The following is a 20,696-nucleotide window of genomic DNA, read 5'->3' as shown; positions in this document are numbered from 1 at the left end:
CCGAGCGCTAAGCCAGCATGGTCCGGTCAGATAGCGCCGCGCCTTTGAACTTGGCGAATTGGGCCAGCAGGTCGTCCACAGTCGCGTTTTCCTTGTCTTTCCCGCTCAGTTCCATAATGACCTCGCCCTCATGCATCATGATGAGGCGGTTGCCCAAGTGCAGTGCTTGTTCCATGTTGTGGGTCACCATCAGGGTGGTCAGTCCGTGGCGCGCCACCAGCTCTTGGGTCAAGCGGGTAATCAACTCGGCACGCGCCGGATCCAAAGCCGCCGTGTGTTCGTCCAACAGCAAAATCTTCGGCTGAGTGAACACGGCCATCACCAGGGACAGCGCTTGACGCTGCCCGCCGGAGAGCAAACCCACGCGGGCTGTCAGGCGATTTTCCAGGCCTTGTTCCAAAACCTTGAGCTCATCGCGGAACTGTGCCTTGCGTGCCTTTGTCACCCCGAGTCCCAGCCCGTGCCCGTGCGTGCGCGCCCAGGCAATCGCCAAGTTCTCTTCAATAGTCATGTGTGGGCAGGTTCCCGCCATCGGGTCTTGGAACACGCGTCCCACGTAACGCGCCACTTTGTAGTCAGGTTTGCGCGTCACATCGTGTCCGTCAATATGTATCTGTCCCAAGTCCGGGCGGTAGCGTCCCGAGACAATGTTCAGCAAGGTCGATTTGCCCGCTCCGTTGGAACCGATGACGGTAACAAAGTCGCCCTCGTCTAACTGCAGGGAGATGTCACGCAGAGCAATTTTTTCGTTAACGGTGTGACGGAAAAACGCCTTGGAAATATGCGAAAGTTCTAGCATGGTTCACAGCCCCTTCCGTCGGGTCCGTTTGGTGATATGTTTATCCGCCGGGCGGGTATCGCCGGAGTCAAGCTCCTCAGCGTCGGCCGTGTCCCAGGGCTGCACCCCGGAGAACTCCGCAATGGGATGGTTCTTTTGCCACGAGAGAAAGCCTTTCCACCGTGGGGCGATAAGGAACACCACCACAATGATGGCACTCAACAGTTTCATGTCGTTGGGGTTGAACCCCGGAATCATCAAGGCGGCTTGAATAATGACGCGGTACACGACAGAGCCGCCCACCACTGCCAACACGGCCATCCAGATGCGTCCGGTGGGAATGACCGCGGTGCCGATAATAACCGAGGCTAGACCGGCAATAATCAGCCCGATACCCATAGAAATATCCGCAAAACCTTGATATTGGGCGATGAGGGAACCGGACAGCGCCACCAAGCCGTTAGACAGTGCCAAGCCGACCAGTTTGGCCAAGTCGGTGTTCACCCCTTGGGCACGCGCCATTTCTTCGTTGTCGCCAGTGGCGCGCAAAGCCAAACCCAGATTGGTGGACAGGAACCACACGACTACCCCGCAGGCTACCAGCAGGACCGCCAGCAGAATCGCTACGCTGACCCACGTCCCCACCAGATTCGCCTCCCGCAGCGGCGTAAACAGAGATTCTTCACGCCGAAACGGCAGGTTGGATTTACCCATGATGCGCAGGTTCACCGAATACAAACCAATCTGGGTCAAAATCCCCGCCAGCAGAGGGTGAATTTTCCCAGCCGTGTTCAGTAAGCCGGTAATAAACCCGGCAATCAGTCCCACCACGAATCCTGCCAAGGTCCCCAGCCACGGGCTGCCTCCACCGAGGATAACTACCGCGCAAGCTGCCGCTCCGGTGGTAAAACTCGAATCAATCGTCAAATCGGCGAAATCGAGGATTCTAAATGTGAGGTACACCCCCAAGGCCATCAATCCGTAAATGAGGCCCAGCTCCACCGCACCAATCATATTTTTTCAAATCCTTACGTGTATTCCCAAGGTTCCCCGGTTAGGTTCTCGGGGTCGCTCACCCACTAATTAAAACACGAGCCTGACACCCCAGCCAAAATAGGGCCGCGGAAACCTGCGCCTTTCCGACATCGCAAAAGCCCACCCCGCTTTTAGGCAGGATGGGCTTTTGTCTAGACACTGTGGTTACTTGACAACCTTGTCGGCCTTATCCAGCAAGTTGGCCGGGAGTGGGTGTCCCTGCTTCTGAGCGGCCTCCGGGTTCACCACCAGCAACGGCGTCTTTTGGGCTTCCACCGGCATAGTCTCGGGTTTAGCCTCGCCCTTCAAGATTTTTATCGCCATTTCTCCGGTCTGATGTCCGAGGGTCTTGTAATCGAGACCTAGCGTCAAAGCCGCACCGTTACTGACCGAACTGGACTCACCAGCCACCGTAAGGATGCCCTTTTCCTCCGCCACCTGCAGCACGGAATCCAACGCGGCTACCACGGTGTTATCGGTAGGAATGAAAATGGCATCGACACCGGTCAGGGTCTGAGCGGCCTGCTGAACTTCGGCGGTATTGGTGATGGTTTTTTCCACCACTTCCAACCCTTGTTTCTTAGCTTCCGCTTTGGCCAATTTGACTTGTACCTGCGAGTTTACCTCCCCGGAGGAATAGATAATGCCCACCTTGTGAGCATCGGGAATCACCTGTTTAACCAGGTCAATCTGCTTAGCTACCGGATTCATATCCATGGTGCCGGTCACATTGGAACCAGGCTCTTCGTTAGACTTCACTAGCTCCGCGGCCACCGGGTCTGTCACCGCGGTGAACAGTACCGGGGTATCGACCACGTTTTGGGCAATGGACTGAGCCATGGGGGTGGCGATAGCAAACACCAAATCATAATCGCCCGCAGCGTACTTGGAAGCGACGGAGTTCACGTTGGTCTGATCCCCTTGGGCATTGGAAGTGTCATAGGTGACATCCAATCCAGCTTCACTCAAAGCGGCTTTAAATCCGGCTACCGCCTCGTCCAAGGGCGGGAAACTGGCGTACTGGGCAATAGCGACTTTGTATTTGCCATCGCCGCTGGCAGCACCTCCCTTGGCCCCGTCTGAAGATGAGCAACCTGCCAACGCCAAAGCGGCCATACCGACAACTATTGAGGCAATTATTCTACGCATCAGGAAAATCCTTCGTTTTGGTGAATATTGAAACTCACCATAGCGCTATTCACCTTTTGAAAAAAACTCGTCTCATATATCGAACAGCGGAGTCGGCGGGAACCTGACCAGAAAACAAAAATTACACTGGGCCGACGAATCGGTCTCGCATCCACCGGAACATAGCCCTGATTCCATCCGCCACCACCGTGTCGGTCACGTTATGTGACATCCAAGAATAAAACCCCATAAAAGCGAAGGTCAAGCGTTCCGTCCAGTTCCCGGAGCGCCAGTCCTTGGGCACCCAGGAAATACCTTTCAAACGCGCGGCCGAAAAGACTTGCGTATATTGCAAAATCGCTTCCATGCCGTGACGAATTCCCTGACCGCTTTCGCCTTTACCCTGAATCGGCGCTTTCCACGACATATCCATAGAGAAATACGTGTCGTTGACGCAGACCGTGGCGAACTCTGCATTGTCAATCAGATTGCGCACGAAATCGATGTCGCGAGTAAAGACGGCGGCGGAGTCAATGACTCGTGACCCCGTCACCAGGCGTACCACATTCGTAATGTCTTTAAAAGGCAGCAGTGCCACCACCGGCCCATACACTTCCGTTTCCAACAGGTTTAGATCCGGAGGTAAATCCGCCACGATGGTCGGTTCAAAGAAAGTCGGGCTAATCTCGGGACGCGGATGGGAACCCATCAGCACCCGGGCACCATTATCGCGAGCCAGTTTCAATACTTTTTCACAATTCTTGACCCGGTCGGGGTACATCATGGAACCCATAGTGGCGTGTGGATTGGTATATCGGCCAACCCGGATTTGTTCCTGGGTGTATTGCACCATCATCTGTTCAAACGGTTCGCGCACCGCTTCATGCACAAAAATAACCTCGATAGAGTTTGTGGATTGACCAGCACTCAGGAAAGCCGATCGGGCGCAGGCTTTCGCCGCGTCCCACAATTTTGCGTCCTCCATCACCAACGCGATTTTTTTGACCGCTCCAAAGCAAGATATGGGCACCGAGTGGCGTGCACACTCCATCGAGATTCGTTGACACATCCGGTTCGGCCCGATGGCCGTGACATAGTCAAGGGCAGGAATGAACTTCATCCCGAACTGCGAAGATTCCGAGACCACAATGCGCCACACGTCCGCCGGCATCCCCGCGTCCACCAGCACTGCTTTCATCAATAAGGCTCCCAGAGTCGCCTGGGGAGTCACAAAGTTGACCACCGCATTGCCAGCCATGATGGGATTCAAAATATCGCAGACCATCGAAATTGGGTTGTCCGCGGAAGTGAACATTCCCACTACCCCCACCGGGCGGCACCAGATTCGATAGGTTGACCGGGGTACCGCCCCCGCACCCCGACGTGGTTTCCCCAGATACTTCAAATTCCGCTTTATGCCGCGTACCTGGGTAATCATGTAAAAATACTCTGAGGATGCATCCAGCCAGGATTTCCCACTCAACAGCTGATTGAGCCCGATAATCGGTTCGTAATGGCGTACAACTCGTTTCAAAAATCGGTACAGAATGCGCGAACGTGTGTAAATGCTCTCTTGTGACCACTGCTCGCTCACGGCATGAGCCCGGAGCACGGATTGTTCCCCATCAGAGAAGGTGGAGCAATGCAGGGTTCCGAAGGGTTCCCACGTCTGGACGTTATACACCGGAGCGTCGGCACCGCTCTCGCCGCGCCCGGCAATGAGCAGGGCTGTCATGAACTTGTCGTCGATGCCCTTGGGGTATTCCATGTCTCCTCCTTCCTCGTGTAGTCTACTGTTTCATTTCCCAAGCTAGCCCGGAATCGTCACCATTCGGCGCGCGGCGGAACAGCAGAGGTTCTAAACCGGGCCGTGAATCCGATCCTTAATGTGGTGCCACATATTGCGCCACGCATAAGCAAACACGGTATCCGTGAACAGAATCGAGGCGATTACCGCGGCACGGCTGGAGAAAAAGCTCCACCGTTCCATCCGGTTCCCCGGCTGGAGGTCGTTTGAAATCCAGGGATGACCTTCCTGCCTCGCCACGGATTGAATGCGGGAGTACTGCAGAATCGACTCTACCCCGTGACGGATGCCAGACCCGGTACTCCTGATACCTTGAATCGGGGCTTGCCACGTCGAATACAAACTCATGTAGGAGTCGTTGATGACTACCGCTGCGCCGTCAGCCGCGTGGATGAAATCGCGCATCGTGAACTCGGATCCGGTGTACAGATAGATACAGTAACTGTGCCGAGAGGTACCCAAGAAACGCGACACTTCTGTTAGGTCTTGGAAAGGCTGTAGATAGATGAGGGGGCCGTGCACTTCACTCTCACAGATTGCGGCGTCTTGCGGCACTCTGGCGAGGATGGTCGGTTCAAAGAAGGACGGTCCCAAGTCTGGGGCGGTGCTGCCGCCTAAGACTAACTCGGCTCCGCGCTGGACCGCGTCGTCCACAAGTTCTTGAATGGTTTGCGCTCGCTGCGGGGTCAGCATAGAACCCAAGGTGGTGTCAGCAGAATCCAGAGAACCAATAGTGACCTGGTCAGACACAAAATCTTTCAAAGCAAGTTTAAAGTAATCAAAAATCGATTCCTCTACCCAGATGACCTCGGCACTGTTGACGGTTTGTCCCGCATGTTGGAAACCAGCGCGGGCCATCGCCCGGACCGCATGATCAAAACGGCAATCATCGCAAATTACCCCCACGTTGAGAACTTGCAGGAAACCTTTGAAAGGCACCCGGTATTCCTGGCAAACTCTCGAAATCCTGCGTCCTAGCTTTTCCGAACCCAGAACCGAAACCATATCCAGACCAGGAATAACGGCGCGCCCCGCTTTTGAAGTGGCGTCCGGAATGATTTTCCACAAGCCGTAAGGCATCCCCGCATCCACCAGCATGGCGTGCATCAGTACGGCACCCAAGGCCGCCTGGGGAGTCACAAAGTTGACCACCGCATTGCCTGCCGCAATCGCCTGCAGAACATCGTTGACAGAAGAGAGCGGCCAGTCAGGCGAGGTGAAAATCCCTACTGTACCCAAAGGCCCGTGGTGAACACGCCACCGCGAACCAGGCAGCACTCCTCGGCCGGCCCTGCGTTTGCCCAGCTTACGGCTGCAAAATTTGATGTTTTGCGCGGTAGACAGAACGTCGAGGAATTCTTCGTGGGCGTCAATCAGTGACTTGCCGCTGAGCATCTGAGCCAGGGCAACCATTTCGTTTTGGAATTTCCACACTGACTGGGAAAAACGAGCTAAAACTTTGGCGCGCCCATAGGGGCCCATTTCTGTCCAGACCACCTGTGCCGCCTGCACAGTCATCAGAGACTCCTGGGCATCTTCTGGAGAAGCCGTAGCGACCCGGGTCAGTAACCGTCCGGATTCAACATCGACCACGTCCTTGCGAGGACCGTGCATCCAGGACAAGAATTCTGCCAAGGTGGCAAAGAATCTGTCATCCAAGACATCTGAATGCACCGCGACCCCTCTCCGTAAGTCGACCGTAAGTTACGAATAGCTCTTTGAATTATAGCTAAGGCGGAAAGCCAGTATGGCCTTTGCCAAGGTTTAGGTTTAAAGCGGGGTGGGCAGGAAACCGAAGTTTCCTGCCCACTGCCGAGTTATTAACCGCAGGTGATTACGAGTTGATCTTGGTTACCTTGCCGGAACCAACGGTACGGCCGCCTTCACGGATAGCGAAGCCGAGGCCTTCTTCCATAGCGATAGGCTGAATCAGCTCCACGCTGATTTCAGTGGTATCGCCAGGCATAACCATCTCGGTGCCTTCCGGCAGGTGGATAACACCGGTCACGTCGGTGGTGCGGAAGAAGAACTGCGGGCGGTAGCCATCGTAGAAGGACTTGTGACGTCCGCCTTCGTCCTTCTTCAAGATGTAGACCTTGCCCTCGAACTTGGTGTGCGGGGTCACGGAACCGGGAATGCAGACAACCTGGCCGCGCTCAACCTCTTCACGCTTGGTGCCGCGCAGCAACAGACCACAGTTCTCGCCGGCGTAGGCCTCGTCCATGGACTTGTGGAACATCTCAATACCGGTGACGGTGGTCTTTTGCGTAGGACGAATACCCACGATTTCGACTTCGGCGTTCAACGGCAACTTGCCGCGCTCCACACGACCGGTTACCACGGTGCCGCGGCCGGTAATGGTGAATACGTCTTCGATAGGCATCAAGAACGGCTTGTCGAGGTCGCGAACGGGCTCAGGAATGTAGGTGTCAACCGCCTCCATGAGCTCTTCAATCTTCTTGGTCCACTCGGCGTCGCCTTCCAGAGCCTTCAGAGCGGACACGTGGATAATCGGGCAGTCCCGATCGAAGCCTTGCTTCTCCAGGTCATCGCGAATCTCGTCCTCCACGATTTCCAGCATGTCTTCGTCCACATCCGAGGAATCGCACTTGTTCAGAGCGACCAGGATGGAGGGCACGCCGACCTGCTTGGCCAACAGGATGTGCTCTTTGGTCTGAGCCATCGGGCCATCAGTGGCAGCCACCACGAGGATAGCGCCGTCCATCTGCGCAGCGCCGGTAATCATGTTCTTGATGTAGTCGGCGTGGCCAGGGGCGTCTACGTGAGCGTAGTGACGGTTGGGGGTTTCGTATTCAACGTGAGAAACGTTGATGGTGATGCCGCGCTGACGTTCCTCAGGAGCGTTATCCACCTGATCGAAGGGGGTGAACTTGTTTGCGGGCAAATCCGGATACTTCTCAGCCAACACCTTGGTGATAGCTGCAGTCAAAGTAGTCTTGCCGTGGTCAACGTGACCAATGGTGCCGACGTTAACGTGCGGCTTGTCATGAGTATAAGTGCCTTGTGCCACTTCTTTCTTTCCTCCTGGACTTTAGGTAGTTTTGCTCCGTAATAAATAAGCAGATGTCAGATTACCACTATCTTACGGATTTTCCTACCTGGGTTTTTCTTGATTTTTCTTCTTGCTGATTTTGCGGCTTTTTCCTGAAGTGTCCCCGGCGCCCTTCGGGACGCACCCGGCAAACGCGCCGGGAACACTGTGAATAGGAAAAGAACCCTTATGCACCGCGGTTATTGGCGATGATTTCTTCGGAAATCGAACGCGGAACCTCGGCGTAGGAATCGAACTGCATGGTGAACACCGCACGACCCTGCGTCTTGGAACGCAGGTCGCCGATGTAACCAAACATTTCTGACAACGGCACCTTGGCACGAATAACCTTCACGCCCTGGCCGTCATTCATGGAAGCAATGTTGCCACGGCGGGAGTTCAGGTCGCCGATGACATCGCCCATGTACTCCTCAGGAGTACGGACTTCCACATCCATGATGGGTTCCAAGATGACGGGATTCGCCTTCTTGGCGCCTTCCTTGAACACCATGTTGCCGGCAATCTTGAAAGCCATTTCCGAGGAGTCGACTTCGTGGTAAGCGCCGTCCTCCAACGTTGCTTTCACGTCCACCATCGGGTATCCAGCCAAAACGCCGGATTCCATAGCCTCGCGAATGCCTGCGTCAACGGAAGGAATGTATTCGCGCGGAACACGACCCCCGGTGACCTTGTCTTCGAAGGCGTAGGTGTTGCCCTCGGCCCGTTCTTCCTCGCTCAACGGCTCGAACGTGACCAGCACCTTCGCGAACTGGCCGGAACCACCGGTCTGTTTCTTGTGGGTGTATTCGACCTTCTCGACCTTCTTCTTGATGGTCTCACGGTAAGCCACCATGGGTTTGCCGACGTTAGCTTCCACCTTGAACTCGCGCTTCATCCGGTCCACGATGATGTCCAAGTGCAACTCGCCCATACCGCCGATAACGGTCTGTCCGGTTTCCTCGTCCAGACGCACGGTAAAGGTCGGGTCTTCCTCGGCCAGTTTCTGAATGGCGATGCCCATCTTTTCCTGGTCGGCCTTTGACTTCGGTTCCACCGCCACGTGAATCACGGGTTCGGGGAAGGTCATGGATTCCAGCACAATCGGCTTGTCGATAGCACACAGCGTGTCGCCGGTGGTGGTCTCTTTCAAACCAATAAAGGCATAGATGTGACCAGCGTGCGCAACTTCCACCGGATTCTCGTGGTTGGAGTGCATCTGGAACAGCTTGCCCACGCGCTCTTTCTTTCCCTTAGTGGAGTTGTAAATCTGGGTGCCTTGCTCGGCCTTCCCGGAGTACACACGCACGTAGGTCAGCTTGCCGTAGAACGGGTGCACGGCCACCTTGAAAGCCAAAGCAGCAAAGGGCTCGTTCTCGTCGGGCTTGCGGGATTCGGTTTCGCCTTCCTCCTCGTGACCGGGACGGAAACCGCGAACCTCCTCAACATCCAGCGGGCAGGGCAGGTAGTCGATGACCCCGTCCAAGCAGGGCTGCACGCCCTTGTTCTTAAAAGCGGAGCCGCCATAGACCGGATAAATCTCGGAACGGACGGTGCGCGCCCGGATTCCTTGCTTAATCTGGTCAACGCTCAGCTCACCGTTCTCGAGGTAGGCCTCCATCAGCTCGTCGCTGGCCTCAGCGGCCTCTTCGGTAGCGGTCTCAAGGTACTTGGCGGCCTTTTCCTGGTATTCCGCGGGAATATCTTTGTACTCGACAACGGCGCCCTTGGTTTCGTTACCGTCAGCGTCTTTCTCAGGGAAGTACACGGCTTGCTGACGCAAAACGTCGACGACACCGACAAAGTCGGATTCCGCACCCATCGGGAAAGTCATCACTACCGGACGAGCCCCCAAGCGGTCAATGATGGTCTGAACCGAAAAGTCGAAGTCCGCACCCAGCTTGTCCATCTTGTTGATGAAGCAGATACGCGGCACGTTGTACTTGTCAGCCTGGCGCCACACGGTTTCGGACTGCGGTTCCACGCCTTCCTTACCGTCAAACACCGCTACCGCTCCGTCCAAGACGCGCAGGGAACGTTCCACCTCAACGGTGAAGTCCACGTGTCCGGGAGTGTCGATGATGTTGATTTGATTGTTGTTCCAAAAACAGGTCGTAGCCGCGGAGGTAATGGTGATACCGCGTTCTTGTTCCTGTTCCATCCAGTCCATAGTCGAAGCGCCATCGTGCGTTTCACCGATTTTGTAGTTGATACCGGTGTAGAACAGGATGCGTTCCGTCGTGGTCGTCTTACCAGCATCGATGTGTGCCATGATGCCAATGTTGCGGACCTTCTTAAGGTCAGTTAGCACGTCAAGTGCCACGGGCGTGTCCCTTCGTTAGTATTTGTTATTTCTTAGTAATTCTATAAGTCACTCGGTGCGGGTTTACATCCGGAACTTACAGGCATCGACTGCCCCGCGACTACCAGCGGTAGTGGGCAAAGGCGCGGTTAGCTTCAGCCATCTTGTGAACGTCCTCACGGCGCTTCACCGCGGCACCCAAGCCGTTGGAAGCATCCAAAATTTCGTTCATGAGCCGTTCGGTCATGGTCTTTTCACGACGCTGACGGGAGAAATCCACCAGCCAACGCAGCGCCAAAGTGGTCGCGCGAGAGGCTTTGACTTCCACCGGAACCTGGTAGGTTGCCCCACCGACACGACGGGAACGAACCTCCAAGTGCGGACGAATATTCTCCATAGCGCGCTTGAGCACCACGATGGGGTCCTGCTCGGTCTTGTGAGCCACACCTTGCAGCGCACCATAGACGATGCTCTGAGCCACAGACTTTTTCCCGTCCAACAGGACGCGATTGACGAGCTGGGTGACCAGCGGAGAGTTGTACACCGGGTCAGCAATGAGTGGGCGCTTAGGCGCCGGTCCTTTACGAGGCATTCTTACTTCTTCTCCTTCTTAGCGCCGTACTTGGAGCGACCCTGTTTACGGTCGCGCACACCCTGGGTATCGAGAGCGCCGCGCACGATGTGGTAGCGCACACCCGGGAGGTCCTTCACACGGCCACCGCGCACCAGCACGATGGAGTGTTCCTGAAGGTTGTGGCCAACGCCAGGAATGTAGGCGCTGACTTCGATGCCGGAAGAAAGACGCACACGAGCGACCTTGCGCAGAGCCGAGTTCGGCTTCTTCGGGGTGGTGGTGTACACACGAGTGCACACGCCACGACGCTGCGGAGAGCCTGCCAAGGCCGGGGTCTTGGACTTCGTGCGCTTGCTGGTACGTCCTTGGTGGACAAGTTGTTCAATAGTAGGCACAGTAACTCCGTTTCTTGAATTTGCTTGGAATCTAAGGCTTTGTAGCCGCCCCGCGGACATAGCTGTACCGTCCGGGGGCCGGTCCGCCTTCCTTTGGGTCCTTGGTTCAAGAACGACATTTCAGGTTGCGTCCGGAGCTCGAACGGAGCGAGCCCGCTGTTCGCACGAGTTTCTTCGCGCGACTCTGGGTGACTAAAAACAGACACCAAAGAGCTATCTTACCAAAACTGCGAACCCGCGACAAAACCAGTCGGTGCGCGGGACAAACCCGGCTGTACTAAAATGAAACCGTGAGTGAAGACCAGCCCAAACCTCAGCCCCCCGAGCCCATCGAACCCGCTGCGGATAGTCCCCTTCTGGCCGCAAGTGCCGCCAAGGAACGCCTCGCCGGGGAAAAGGGCGTGTGGATGCAAGCGACTTTGCTGCCCATGGCGCTGATTGGGGTGTACCTGGTGGTCATCGGTTTGGCAACGAATGTCTACGGCGCCGTGGCGGGCACCGGTAGCTCCCCCCAGAAAATTTTTGAAGCGCCCTTAGCTCTGGGGCTTTGCGGCCTGATTCTGTGCGTCGCGGAAATTGCCGCCTACCGCCTCCTGGTGGGCTTGTTTGCGAAGCGTCGGGTTACAGAGCTGGCTACCAAGCCGGCATTGCCCGAAATCCTGGCGGGAATCGCGACGGGGGCGGGGCTAGTGAGCTTGCCGATGCTAATCCTGTGGGCCAGCGGACATTGGCAGCTGACCCAGGTCAGTATCGAACCCGGCGTGGGTCTGGGCATAGCTATGGGTCTGGTGTCCTGCGTGTGGGAAGAGCTGCTGTTCCGCGGGGTGATGGTGCGGCTATTTGACCGAGCGTGGGGGCCGGTGTGGGCCATCACCATGTCCACCGTGGTGTTCGGAGGACTGCACCTGATGAATCCCGGTATGACGGGAATGGGAGTTATCGCCCTGGCCCTCAGTGGCGGACCTCTGCTGGGAGCCGCCTACCTGTGGAAACACCGACTATGGTTCCCCATCGGACTGCATTTTGGATGGAACGCGATGCAGGGCTCCTTTTGGGGGTCGGTCGTGTCCGGTACCGGGGAACAGCACGGGCTGTTGCAAGGTACCTTTGTCGGTCCCCAGTGGATTACCGGCGGCAGCGTCGGGGTGGAGGGTTCTTTCCTGACCGCCATCGTTTGCCTGGGCGCTACGACGCTCATCGTGCTACAGATGCGCCGCCATCCTGAACGCCCGGATTTGCCGCAGAAATGAGCGGATTAAACGGGATAACTCGACAGGTTAATGCTCGGACTGGTCGCGTTTTTTTCGGGCAGTTGCGTTTAGACTGTAAACCGATTTGGGGAGGTTATTTTTGTCTGCAGGGTTGTTGGCACTATTAGACGACGTGGCGGCTTTGTCGAAAGCCGCGGCCACTTCACTTGACGATGTGACGGGAGTGGCGGCCCGGGCCAGCGGTAAGGCCATCGGGGTCGTGATTGACGATACTGCCGTCACTCCCCAGTACGTAGCGAAAATCGCCCCGAAGCGAGAACTTCCGATCATCGCCAAGATTGCCCGCGGTTCAATCATCAATAAAGCCGTAATCCTGGTGGTTTCGTTGCTGTTGAATTATTTTCTGCCCGCCGCTCTGACCCCCATCTTGATGGTGGGAGGGGCATACTTGTGCTTTGAAGGTGCCGAAAAAATTTTGGGGCAGATTTTTCACCACCAGACTGGCGCTGCTCACGACACGCCAACCTCAGCAAACGCCGCAGAAGAAGAAAAACGCATCGTGCGGGGAGCCACCCGCACGGACCTCATCTTGTCCACCGAAATTATGGTGGTGGCCCTAAACGAGGTCCGCACGCAGAGCCTGGCGATGCAAATCGGGGCCCTAATCGTGGTGGCTATCCTGATTACGGCGCTGGTTTATGGGGTGGTAGCACTACTGGTAAAGATGGATGACGTGGGCTTGGCATTGAGCCGCACCCACCACAAGGTCTCTCAGGCTATCGGACGGTTGCTGATTCGACTGATGCCCGCTATCCTCAAGACTCTTTCCACAGTTGGGGTCGCGGCGATGTTGTGGGTGGGAGGACATCTGTTCTTTAGTGGACTAGCTGAAGTGGGGATGCCTCTCATTTTTGGATTCATGCAGGCTTGTGGCCACGCGGTGGCGAGTTCTGTACCGGTAGCCAGCGCGGCAGGTGCTTGGCTCACGGAAACCGTATTAGCTATGTTGCTAGGGTTTGTTCTCGGTGCCATGGTGACGTTAACGGTTTGGGGTATTAGCGCCATCGTAAAGCGAATCCGGCGGAAAAATCCTCCGGGAGAACTCTAGTGAAGCCCCGCCCGCTACAGCGGGATTACGAGTGCGAGGCAATCCGTTCCAGAGCCGAGTTTTCCACGACCTGTTCCAAACTGTCGTGAATAATCTGGGCGCGCCCCGGCCCAACCCCTTCGATTTCCATCAGTTCTTCGGTGGAAACCTCCAGCAGCTCGGACAAAGTCCCCCACCGGCGCGTAATCGCCTCTACAATATGGGCGGGAAGCCGCGGAATCCGCGCCAACATACGCAAACCGCGGGCACTCAAAGGAATCTCGAGGATTTCCGACCCCATTCCGCTCACCCCGATGATGCGGGCCACCAGGCTCAAATCCAACAGTTCCGCATCATCCAGTTCGCCCAGGCGATTCACCACCTTTTCCTCTGAGTATTCATCGGGAATGTAGTCACGAATCAGCAGGGAACGGTTCACCGCAAAGCCGCGCATCAGCTCGGCTTGCTGCATTTTCAATAGCCGCCCGTGTTCGCCCAGCTGAATGAGCATATCCGACACTTCGTGTCCGACCCGACGCACCATTTCTTGACGCTGTACCACCAGCGCCACGTCACGGGCGGTAACCATGTCGTCGATTTCCATAGTGGTCAGCGAGTCTGAGACTTCGTTCAAACGAATCCGATATTTTTCCAAGGTGTCAATCGCCAGAGACGCACGGGTCAGCAGGGTTTCCGGGTCTTCCAGCACATAGCGTTTATTGCCCAGATACAGCGAAATGGCCCGCAGGGAATGCGATACGGCAATGACCGGGTTGCCGCTTTGCACCGCGACACGGTGAGCAGTGCGGTGGCGCATCCCAGATTCGGTGGTAGGAATGGAGGGGTCAGGAAGCAGCTGGACGTTAGCGCGGCGAATCCGCCATTTGTTCGGGTCGATAATGACCGCACCATCCATTTTGCACAGTTCGCGCAGCCGCGTGGCCGAGAAATCAATGTCGAACTCAAAACCGTCGGAACAAATCCTTCTGATGTGGTCCTCATAGCCCAACACCACCAAGGCGCCGGCATGAGCCCGGATGACTCGGTCGAGTCCATCGCGCAGCTCGGTGCCCGGAGCCAGCATGGTAATCACTTCCCGGAATCTCTGCGCGTCGTTCATGGTTTTATCCTACTGTTTTCGTGGGGTTTTCGTGACTGGTTTCCGGCGAGCTTTCCGGAACAGTGCTGGGGGCAGGGGGCGGATCCTGCAGGGCAAATACTGTTTCTGGTCCGCTAACGGCTCCGTTCCACACCGCGTTGAGGCGATAGGTCCCCGCCACGGCAGCCTGGCTGGCGGGTGAACAATCTGCGTTATGCACCAGACCGTCCCAGCTCAGGTTCTGTTTCCAAGTCATGCCTCGGTCCAGCAACAGTTGCCGGGTCGGGGCATCCGCGGGTTGGCAGCTAGTCGAGTTGTAAATGATTTGGTTGCCCGAAATAATCTGCATCCCCACCTTCGCGGGGTCAATTATCACGGTACAAGCAGTTTTGCCTGCGTTGTGCAGGGTCATCTCGGCTTGGTCCCCGGCCCCGACATTGATTACCGCACTGGGGTGGGTCAGCGTGATTTCCAAGGATTTGTCCGGGCAGGGCTGCGGAGCGGGGAAAGTGCGTTCTTCCATTCGAATCTGATAGGCCTTGGCTTCGGCCGCTTGGGCGGCTTGCCACCGGGTAAAAGCGGTCGCGACCTCGCGAATCATCAGCACCATTCCCACGATGGCCAGAATTACAATCGCTAGGGCAATCAGACGATTGCGCCGAATTTGGGCTTCCGTGTACTTTGGCGGACGCGGCTTTCCGCGGTTTTTCCCTGTTTTTCCGGCGGTTCCCGACTGTGTTTTACTTGCTGTGGCAGCTCCGGTTTTCCCGCCGTTTCGGGACACCGTAGAGCGCGGCTGTCTATCCGCGCGTTGCCTGTCTGTGTCAGTGTCCACCATGCTCCTAAGTTACGGCTTAGAAACGCAAAACCCGGAAGTCCACGCCGTTAGTTGCTAGAATTTTGTCAAAACGAAGGAGTTTTCATGAGCGCGTCGACAAGGCACCAGTCCTCCGGCAGGGGTTCACGTGGCCAGATCGTGACCCCCCACCAACTCGCAATCACCGGCATCGGTTCCCTGCTGACTTTTGCCTGGTACGCCTCTCCGGATCTATTCACGGAAAAGAAACCGCGAGCTTTGGTGCGCTTGGGCATCATTCCCGCTTTGACAGCTTTGACCGCTTTGGTGGCACGGGATACCGTCACCGCGGTACGCGATGACATCGCCTCGGAAAGCCCCGACCAAGAGGCTTGGGAAATGACCAGCGACAACGTGAAATTCGATCCCAAGAATCTGGATTGGCGCGTGTTGATGCTGCTGGGAGCTTTCGGAACGGTATTGCTGGGTTGCAGTATTTGGCTGGAGTTCTGGCTGTTTCGCCGGGGTGAGCGCCGCCGTCTGTCCGGGGTGAAACTGGCTCATACCCGCCAGGCCATCCCTATCTCCCTGCTGTTTGCCGCGGGTTACCTGGTTGACGACGCACAGACGAACTGATTGTTAGCGCCGGTTCGAGAGGCGGTTGCCCGCCTGTCTAAGCAGCTTCCGGGGTTGCTCCAGACGAGGACTGAGATTTCGGATCCTCCGGGTCGATAGTGCAGATTTTTTCGATAACCAGCCCGGTTACCACCATCAATACCGCGCCGATAACCGCCACAATCTTTCTCCACAGCGTCTCTGCCAGAGCATCGTTTCCCAAGTTCACCAGTATAAAGATGGACTGCGCCCCGAAATATCCCAGGAATATAGCCCCGGTGTGCGACAGGGCGAGAGACAGCGCCGCCACCCGAGCGGCCCCCACCGCACTCATCCAAGTCTCCTGACGCTTCTTGAGCCTATGAACGTGCGCCGCCAACCACGCACTCAAGAGGGAAATAATCAGGGCGACCAAGCCAAACTCCACACCGTCACGCGGCAGCGAGGCGCCTTGGTTGTACAGAAAGTTCAGCAACGCGGCGCTGAGGGCTCCTACCACCACGGTCAGGAGCACCAGTACGACGGGTTTCGTGTGGCTCATCAGTGCCGCCGCTTCCTGACACGCTTCCACTGTGGGGCTGGGACTGCGGGCCGCACGAAGGAAAGTGAGTTCGCGGTCGGAGGGGTGGAATCTTGACGAATAATGTCGATTTCGGTGTCGTTGTCGACCACGCGAGGCCGGGTGTCCGCGCCGGGCAGGGCAGCTTGCCAAGATGGCAGACCGAAACCGTCCCGATCCCTGCCCTCCGGCTCGCCCAGCGGGGAGCCTTCGGGTGCGTCCGGGAAATCGGGGGCAGAAGGGAGGTCCGGCGCGCTCTGTTCCCGCTTCGTTTCCGGGTCGGTCACCAGCCAATCCGTCCACAGGTTCACGATTCCGTTGGCGTCCTGTGCCCAAGCCGCGAGTTGAGAGACGGAGCGACCTTCCAGAGTCGCGTGCGGGTCAAGCTGGGACCAAGGCACCAAGACAAACGCTCGTGCGGAGGCCCGCGGGTGGGGCAAGGTCAGGCGCGAATCGTCAGAAGTTACCCCTTCAACGTCAATCACGTCAACATCCAAAGACCGTGCTGCCCAGCGATAGGGCCGCTCCCGCCCGTGGGTATCCTCGAGATGATGCGCCAAATTTAACAACTCGACCGCAGACAAACGTGACCACACTTGCACCACCGCGTTGTAATAATCCGGTTGCGGGGCGGCGCCGGGCTGCAGCACCGGACGAGTCCGAGCTAGGGGCGAAACCTCCACCCGTTCGAACTCCGGGGCCGACTGCAGGGCGGCCACCACCTCTCGCAGCGTTCCCAGCGGATTGCCCAAGTTAGCGCCTAAAGCCAAAACTGCGGGGCGAGCCTGCTCGGGGCGTAAGGTCAGGTTGGCGGGATAATCAGCTAGGTGCGCTGCAAAATCCGCCTGCGTGCGCAAGATGCGTATCGCCACGTCTTCGAATTGCACATCCATGCAGGCATGAGGCTTATGCAAGGTGACTTGGACCGCCGCAATGCGCGAATCCTCCAGCACAGACAGGGCGATGTGTGTAGCCAGACGCTCAATCAGGGAGGCGCTTTTCCCTTCAATGACCGCGACAATCTTTTCAGCCACGACCGAGTAATCGACGGTGTGGGCGACGTCATCCGAGCTGGCTGCCCGACGAGAATCGAACCACAGAGTTAGGTCGACCGAAAAATCCTGGGGGGCGTGATGCTCCGATTCCAAAACTCCGTGAATGCCCCGCGCGAAAATCCCGCGCAGCGTGATGGAATCCAGCCCGTCCAAACGGTCAACCACGTCAACAGAACGCCCAAGGACACCTCGTGGAGAATCCGGTCCGGGAGCATGGTGTAAAGTCATCTGTAAAACTGCCTCTCAACAGGGATGATGGTGGGCGTCGAGGAGAGCCGCCGCCCGGACAGCCACCGCTGCCGGAGCCACGTTGTGTACGCGCACCGCCCAAACCTGGTGCAGCGCGCAGTACATGGAAACTGCCGCGGTGGCATCGTCGCGAGGATGGCGGTCACTGGCCGCCGTCTCCAAATCCGCTAAATATCGTTTTCGTGACGGACCGATAAGCACCGGGTAGCCACGGTGCAAAAACACGTCTAGGTTCGCCAGCACCTCCCAGTCCTGCTCACCGACCTTGGAAAACCCCAGGCCGGGATCGATGATGACCCGGTGCATATCAATACCGCTGCGGCGCATGAGTTCCAGGCGCGCCTCGACCTCATGCCAGGTTTCCCCAGCCACATCGTCATAGACCGCCAACTCGTTGGCCTTCTCTGGACTGCCCCGCCAGTGCTGGCAAATATAGCTCAGCTGCGGGTAGCGCAGCTGTAGCTCAGCCACCGTGGCAAACATGGAGTCGTCTACGATTCCGCCCGAGACATCGTTGATGATGCTGGCTCCCGCTTCCGCGGCCGCCTGGGCAGTTTTCGCGTGCAGGGTATCCACCGAGACAGTCACGCCGGCCGCAACTAGCTCCGAAATCACCGGCAGGACGCGGGCGATTTCTTCCTCAACCTCCACAGGTTTGCGACCCGGCGCGGTCGATTCGCCCCCCACGTCAACCAGGTCAGCCCCCTGCTCAATCATTTCCAGGCCGTGGGCCACCGCCTGGCTCGAATCCAACCATTTTCCGCCGTCCGAAAAAGAATTCGGGGTTACGTTCAAAACCCCCATCACCAGGGTGCGCTGGGGGTGCAGATAGTCCGGCAACGCTGGTGCCGATGGGGCGGGCTGGGTCCCGACTGAAACAGCCATCATATGCCTCTCTCTCCCTTTTTTCTGAACCGGCCCGGGTACCACCCGAACCGAGTCCACGACGTCCTAGTCCGCAGACAAAATCAGACTCATCGCTTCAGAACGAGTCGTGCTGGAGTGTTCCATCACCCCGCGCACCGCGGAAGTCGTGGTGCGAGCCCCCGGCTTCTTTACCCCGCGCACCGTCATGCACATATGTTCGGCCTGCAGCACCACGATGACCCCCTGCGGCTGGAGCACCTGCCACACCGCGTCAGCGATTTGCTGAGTCAGGCGTTCTTGCACCTGCAAACGGTGGGCGTACCCGTCCACCAGCCGCGCCAGCTTGGACAGTCCCGTAATCCGTTTCCCCTGCGGGATATAGCCCACGTGCGCCAGGCCCACGAACGGCAGCAGGTGGTGTTCACACATAGAGTTGAACGGGATGTCTTTGACCAAAACAAGGTCGTTGTGCTCCACCGGAAACATTCGCTCCAGATGCTTTTTCGGGTCCTCTCGGTAGCCTTGCAGCAGCTCCGCAAAAGAGCGGGCCATCCGGTCCGGGGTTTCGCGCAAGCCCTCACGGTCGGGGTCTTCCCCCACCGCCACCAACAGATCCCGGATAGCCCGGGTCACCCCTTCGGAGTCATAGGTCGCGTTCATTCGTTTTCTTCCTCACTAGGTGCTGGCGCAGGTTCCTCACTTGGGTTTTCGCTCGGAGGCAGCGGGTCGGTGTCGTCGAGAATGCGCACCTCTTGTTTCTTCCCAATCGGAGGAATCGGCAGGCTCAAATCAGTCGCAGCTGCGGGGTCCGGTTGTGAGCCTGCCGGGTTTTCCTCGGTCTTCACTTCCCCCTGACCAAACGGCACGGTTCCCCCGAGCCCGGAATCCGCCAACGGGCGATCGGCACCATCCAAAGCGAAACCTTCTCCCGACTCTGCGCTGGCTTTGGCGTTACGAATCCTCACGGCTTCAGGAATCTCGATAGGTCCGCGGTCATGGGAGGTTAGCCCTTCATAAGACTGCCACACAGTGCGGCGCGGTGCTTTCTTAACATCCTTAAAGATGACATCCAAGGCTTTTTCGTCCAGAGTTTCTTCCTCCAGCAAGCGACGCGCCAGCGTATCCAAAATGTCACGATTCTCGGTAATGATGGACCAAGCTTCCCGCGTGGCGGTTTCCATCAAATTTTGCACCTCCGCGTCGATAGCATGAGCGGTGGAATCGGAATACTCTTGCGCTTTGCCGTAATCCATGCCCACAAAAGGTTCATCGTGGGAGCTGCCGTAACGAACCGCCCCCAGCCCGGCCGACAAGCCCCAGCGGGTCACCATCTTGCGGGCGATAGCGGTGGCATTTTCAATGTCATTAGACGCCCCGGTAGAGGGGTCCTGGAACACGATTTCCTCTACGACTCGCCCACCCATAGCGTAAACCAGCTGGTCCAACAGCTGATTACGGGTCTCGGAATAGCGGTCCTCGGTGGGCATGACCATGGTGTAGCCCAAGGCGTGTCCACGGGGCAGAATCGTCACTTTCGTTACGGGGTCGGAATAGTTCGATGCCGCGGCGCACAAGGCGTGGCCACCCTCGTGGTAGGCGGTGACCAGCTTGTCGTGGTCGTTCATAATCCGGGAATGCTTCTGAGGTCCGGCAATAACCCGATCCACCGCTTCGTCGAGATCGTGAGCGGTAATGACTTCCCGACTGTGACGTGCCGCCAGCAAAGCCGCTTCGTTCAAAACATTGGCCAAATCCGCACCGGTGAATCCGGGGGAACGTTTGGCCAGAGATTTCATATCCGCGTCGGGAGCCAAGGGCTTGTTCTTGGAGTGAACCGCCAGAATCGCTTCGCGTCCCTTTAAATCCGGGGCTTCGACCGCCACTTGACGGTCAAAACGACCGGGACGCAACAAGGCCGGATCGAGCACATCGGCACGATTGGTAGCGGCAATCATGATGACGTTGGTGCGTTCGTCAAATCCATCCATCTCTACCAGCAGCTGGTTCAAAGTCTGTTCGCGTTCATCGTGACCCCCGCCCAAGCCGGTGCCACGATGACGACCCACCGCGTCAATCTCGTCAACAAAAAT

The 20,696-nt window shown here is 57.3% G+C and carries 19 protein-coding genes; 3 read left to right on the top strand and 16 right to left on the bottom strand.

The features are described from left to right. Nucleotides 1–7 precede the first annotated feature (7 nt). From RDL66_RS07635 to rpsL, 9 genes are all read right to left on the bottom strand, one after another. Complete coding sequence (locus RDL66_RS07635) at nt 8–799, bottom strand: ABC transporter ATP-binding protein (protein WP_308536293.1); 792 nt, start codon at nt 797–799, stop codon at nt 8–10. Nucleotides 800–802: 3 nt separating this feature from the next. Further along, entirely contained in the window at nt 803–1,792 is a 990-nt protein-coding gene (locus tag RDL66_RS07630; RefSeq protein ID WP_308536292.1) for an ABC transporter permease, read from the bottom strand. A gap of 186 nt (nt 1,793–1,978) precedes the next feature. Continuing rightward, a complete protein-coding gene (locus RDL66_RS07625; protein WP_308536291.1) occupies nt 1,979–2,962 on the bottom strand; it encodes an ABC transporter substrate-binding protein in 984 nt (327 codons plus the stop codon). 121 nt (nt 2,963–3,083) lie between these two features. Then, nucleotides 3,084–4,709: an aldehyde dehydrogenase family protein gene (locus RDL66_RS07620; RefSeq protein WP_308536289.1), complete on the bottom strand. Its 1,626-nt coding sequence runs from the start codon at nt 4,707–4,709 to the stop codon at nt 3,084–3,086. A gap of 90 nt (nt 4,710–4,799) precedes the next feature. After that, the gene (locus tag RDL66_RS07615; protein WP_308536287.1) at nt 4,800–6,422 is read right to left on the bottom strand and encodes an aldehyde dehydrogenase family protein; all 1,623 of its coding nucleotides are present in this window, start codon (nt 6,420–6,422) and stop codon (nt 4,800–4,802) included. A gap of 160 nt (nt 6,423–6,582) precedes the next feature. Next, a complete protein-coding gene (tuf, locus tag RDL66_RS07610) occupies nt 6,583–7,779 on the bottom strand; it encodes an elongation factor Tu (protein ID WP_299293302.1) in 1,197 nt (398 codons plus the stop codon). Nucleotides 7,780–7,987: 208 nt separating this feature from the next. After that, on the bottom strand, nt 7,988–10,120 hold the full coding sequence (gene fusA, locus RDL66_RS07605; protein WP_297722755.1) for an elongation factor G: 2,133 nt from the start codon (nt 10,118–10,120) through the stop codon (nt 7,988–7,990). A gap of 100 nt (nt 10,121–10,220) precedes the next feature. After that, nucleotides 10,221–10,691, bottom strand: coding sequence for a 30S ribosomal protein S7 (gene rpsG, locus RDL66_RS07600; protein WP_296179357.1), 471 nt, complete (start codon nt 10,689–10,691; stop codon nt 10,221–10,223). Between the two features lie 2 nt (nt 10,692–10,693). Beyond that, on the bottom strand, nt 10,694–11,068 hold the full coding sequence (gene rpsL / locus RDL66_RS07595) for a 30S ribosomal protein S12 (protein WP_004008363.1): 375 nt from the start codon (nt 11,066–11,068) through the stop codon (nt 10,694–10,696). Between the two features lie 290 nt (nt 11,069–11,358). Between rpsL and RDL66_RS07590 the strand changes: the two genes are divergently transcribed. Beyond that, nucleotides 11,359–12,318 carry a type II CAAX endopeptidase family protein gene (locus tag RDL66_RS07590; RefSeq protein WP_308536282.1) on the top strand — a complete coding sequence of 320 codons (960 nt, stop codon included), beginning with the start codon at nt 11,359–11,361 and terminating at the stop codon, nt 12,316–12,318. A 100-nt stretch (nt 12,319–12,418) separates the two neighbouring features. Further along, nucleotides 12,419–13,387 carry a DUF808 domain-containing protein gene (locus tag RDL66_RS07585; RefSeq protein WP_308536281.1) on the top strand — a complete coding sequence of 323 codons (969 nt, stop codon included), beginning with the start codon at nt 12,419–12,421 and terminating at the stop codon, nt 13,385–13,387. A 25-nt stretch (nt 13,388–13,412) separates the two neighbouring features. On the opposite strand, the gene disA is transcribed toward RDL66_RS07585, so the two are convergent. Both disA and RDL66_RS07575 read right to left on the bottom strand, forming a co-directional pair. Beyond that, nucleotides 13,413–14,486, bottom strand: coding sequence for a DNA integrity scanning diadenylate cyclase DisA (gene disA, locus RDL66_RS07580; protein ID WP_308536280.1), 1,074 nt, complete (start codon nt 14,484–14,486; stop codon nt 13,413–13,415). A gap of 4 nt (nt 14,487–14,490) precedes the next feature. Then, nucleotides 14,491–15,303, bottom strand: coding sequence for a hypothetical protein (locus RDL66_RS07575; RefSeq protein ID WP_308536279.1), 813 nt, complete (start codon nt 15,301–15,303; stop codon nt 14,491–14,493). 84 nt (nt 15,304–15,387) lie between these two features. Between RDL66_RS07575 and RDL66_RS07570 the strand changes: the two genes are divergently transcribed. Then, complete coding sequence (locus RDL66_RS07570; RefSeq protein ID WP_308536278.1) at nt 15,388–15,897, top strand: hypothetical protein; 510 nt, start codon at nt 15,388–15,390, stop codon at nt 15,895–15,897. Nucleotides 15,898–15,934: 37 nt separating this feature from the next. Here the strand turns inward: RDL66_RS07570 and RDL66_RS07565 are convergent, their stop codons facing one another. From RDL66_RS07565 to RDL66_RS07545, 5 genes are all read right to left on the bottom strand, one after another. Continuing rightward, nucleotides 15,935–16,417, bottom strand: a complete 483-nt coding sequence (locus RDL66_RS07565) for a DUF3180 domain-containing protein (RefSeq protein WP_308536277.1) — start codon at nt 16,415–16,417, stop codon at nt 15,935–15,937. After that, nucleotides 16,417–17,718, bottom strand: coding sequence for a 2-amino-4-hydroxy-6-hydroxymethyldihydropteridine diphosphokinase (gene folK / locus RDL66_RS07560; RefSeq protein WP_308536276.1), 1,302 nt, complete (start codon nt 17,716–17,718; stop codon nt 16,417–16,419). The genes RDL66_RS07565 and folK overlap by 1 nt, the downstream gene beginning before the upstream one ends. 15 nt (nt 17,719–17,733) lie before the next feature. After that, nucleotides 17,734–18,624, bottom strand: a complete 891-nt coding sequence (gene folP / locus RDL66_RS07555) for a dihydropteroate synthase (RefSeq protein ID WP_308536305.1) — start codon at nt 18,622–18,624, stop codon at nt 17,734–17,736. 66 nt (nt 18,625–18,690) lie between these two features. Continuing rightward, the gene (gene folE / locus RDL66_RS07550) at nt 18,691–19,266 is read right to left on the bottom strand and encodes a GTP cyclohydrolase I FolE (protein WP_308536274.1); all 576 of its coding nucleotides are present in this window, start codon (nt 19,264–19,266) and stop codon (nt 18,691–18,693) included. Beyond that, nucleotides 19,263–20,696 (bottom strand): AAA family ATPase (locus RDL66_RS07545; RefSeq protein ID WP_308536273.1); only part of this gene is annotated, 1,434 nt, incomplete at its 5' end. The genes RDL66_RS07545 and folE, both read right to left, overlap by 4 nt.

The organism is uncultured Mobiluncus sp. (assembly GCF_902488535.1).
Classification (GTDB): domain Bacteria; phylum Actinomycetota; class Actinomycetes; order Actinomycetales; family Actinomycetaceae; genus Mobiluncus.
Note: the sequence above shows the minus strand (reverse complement) of the source record. Positions and strands in the feature narration are given on the sequence as shown.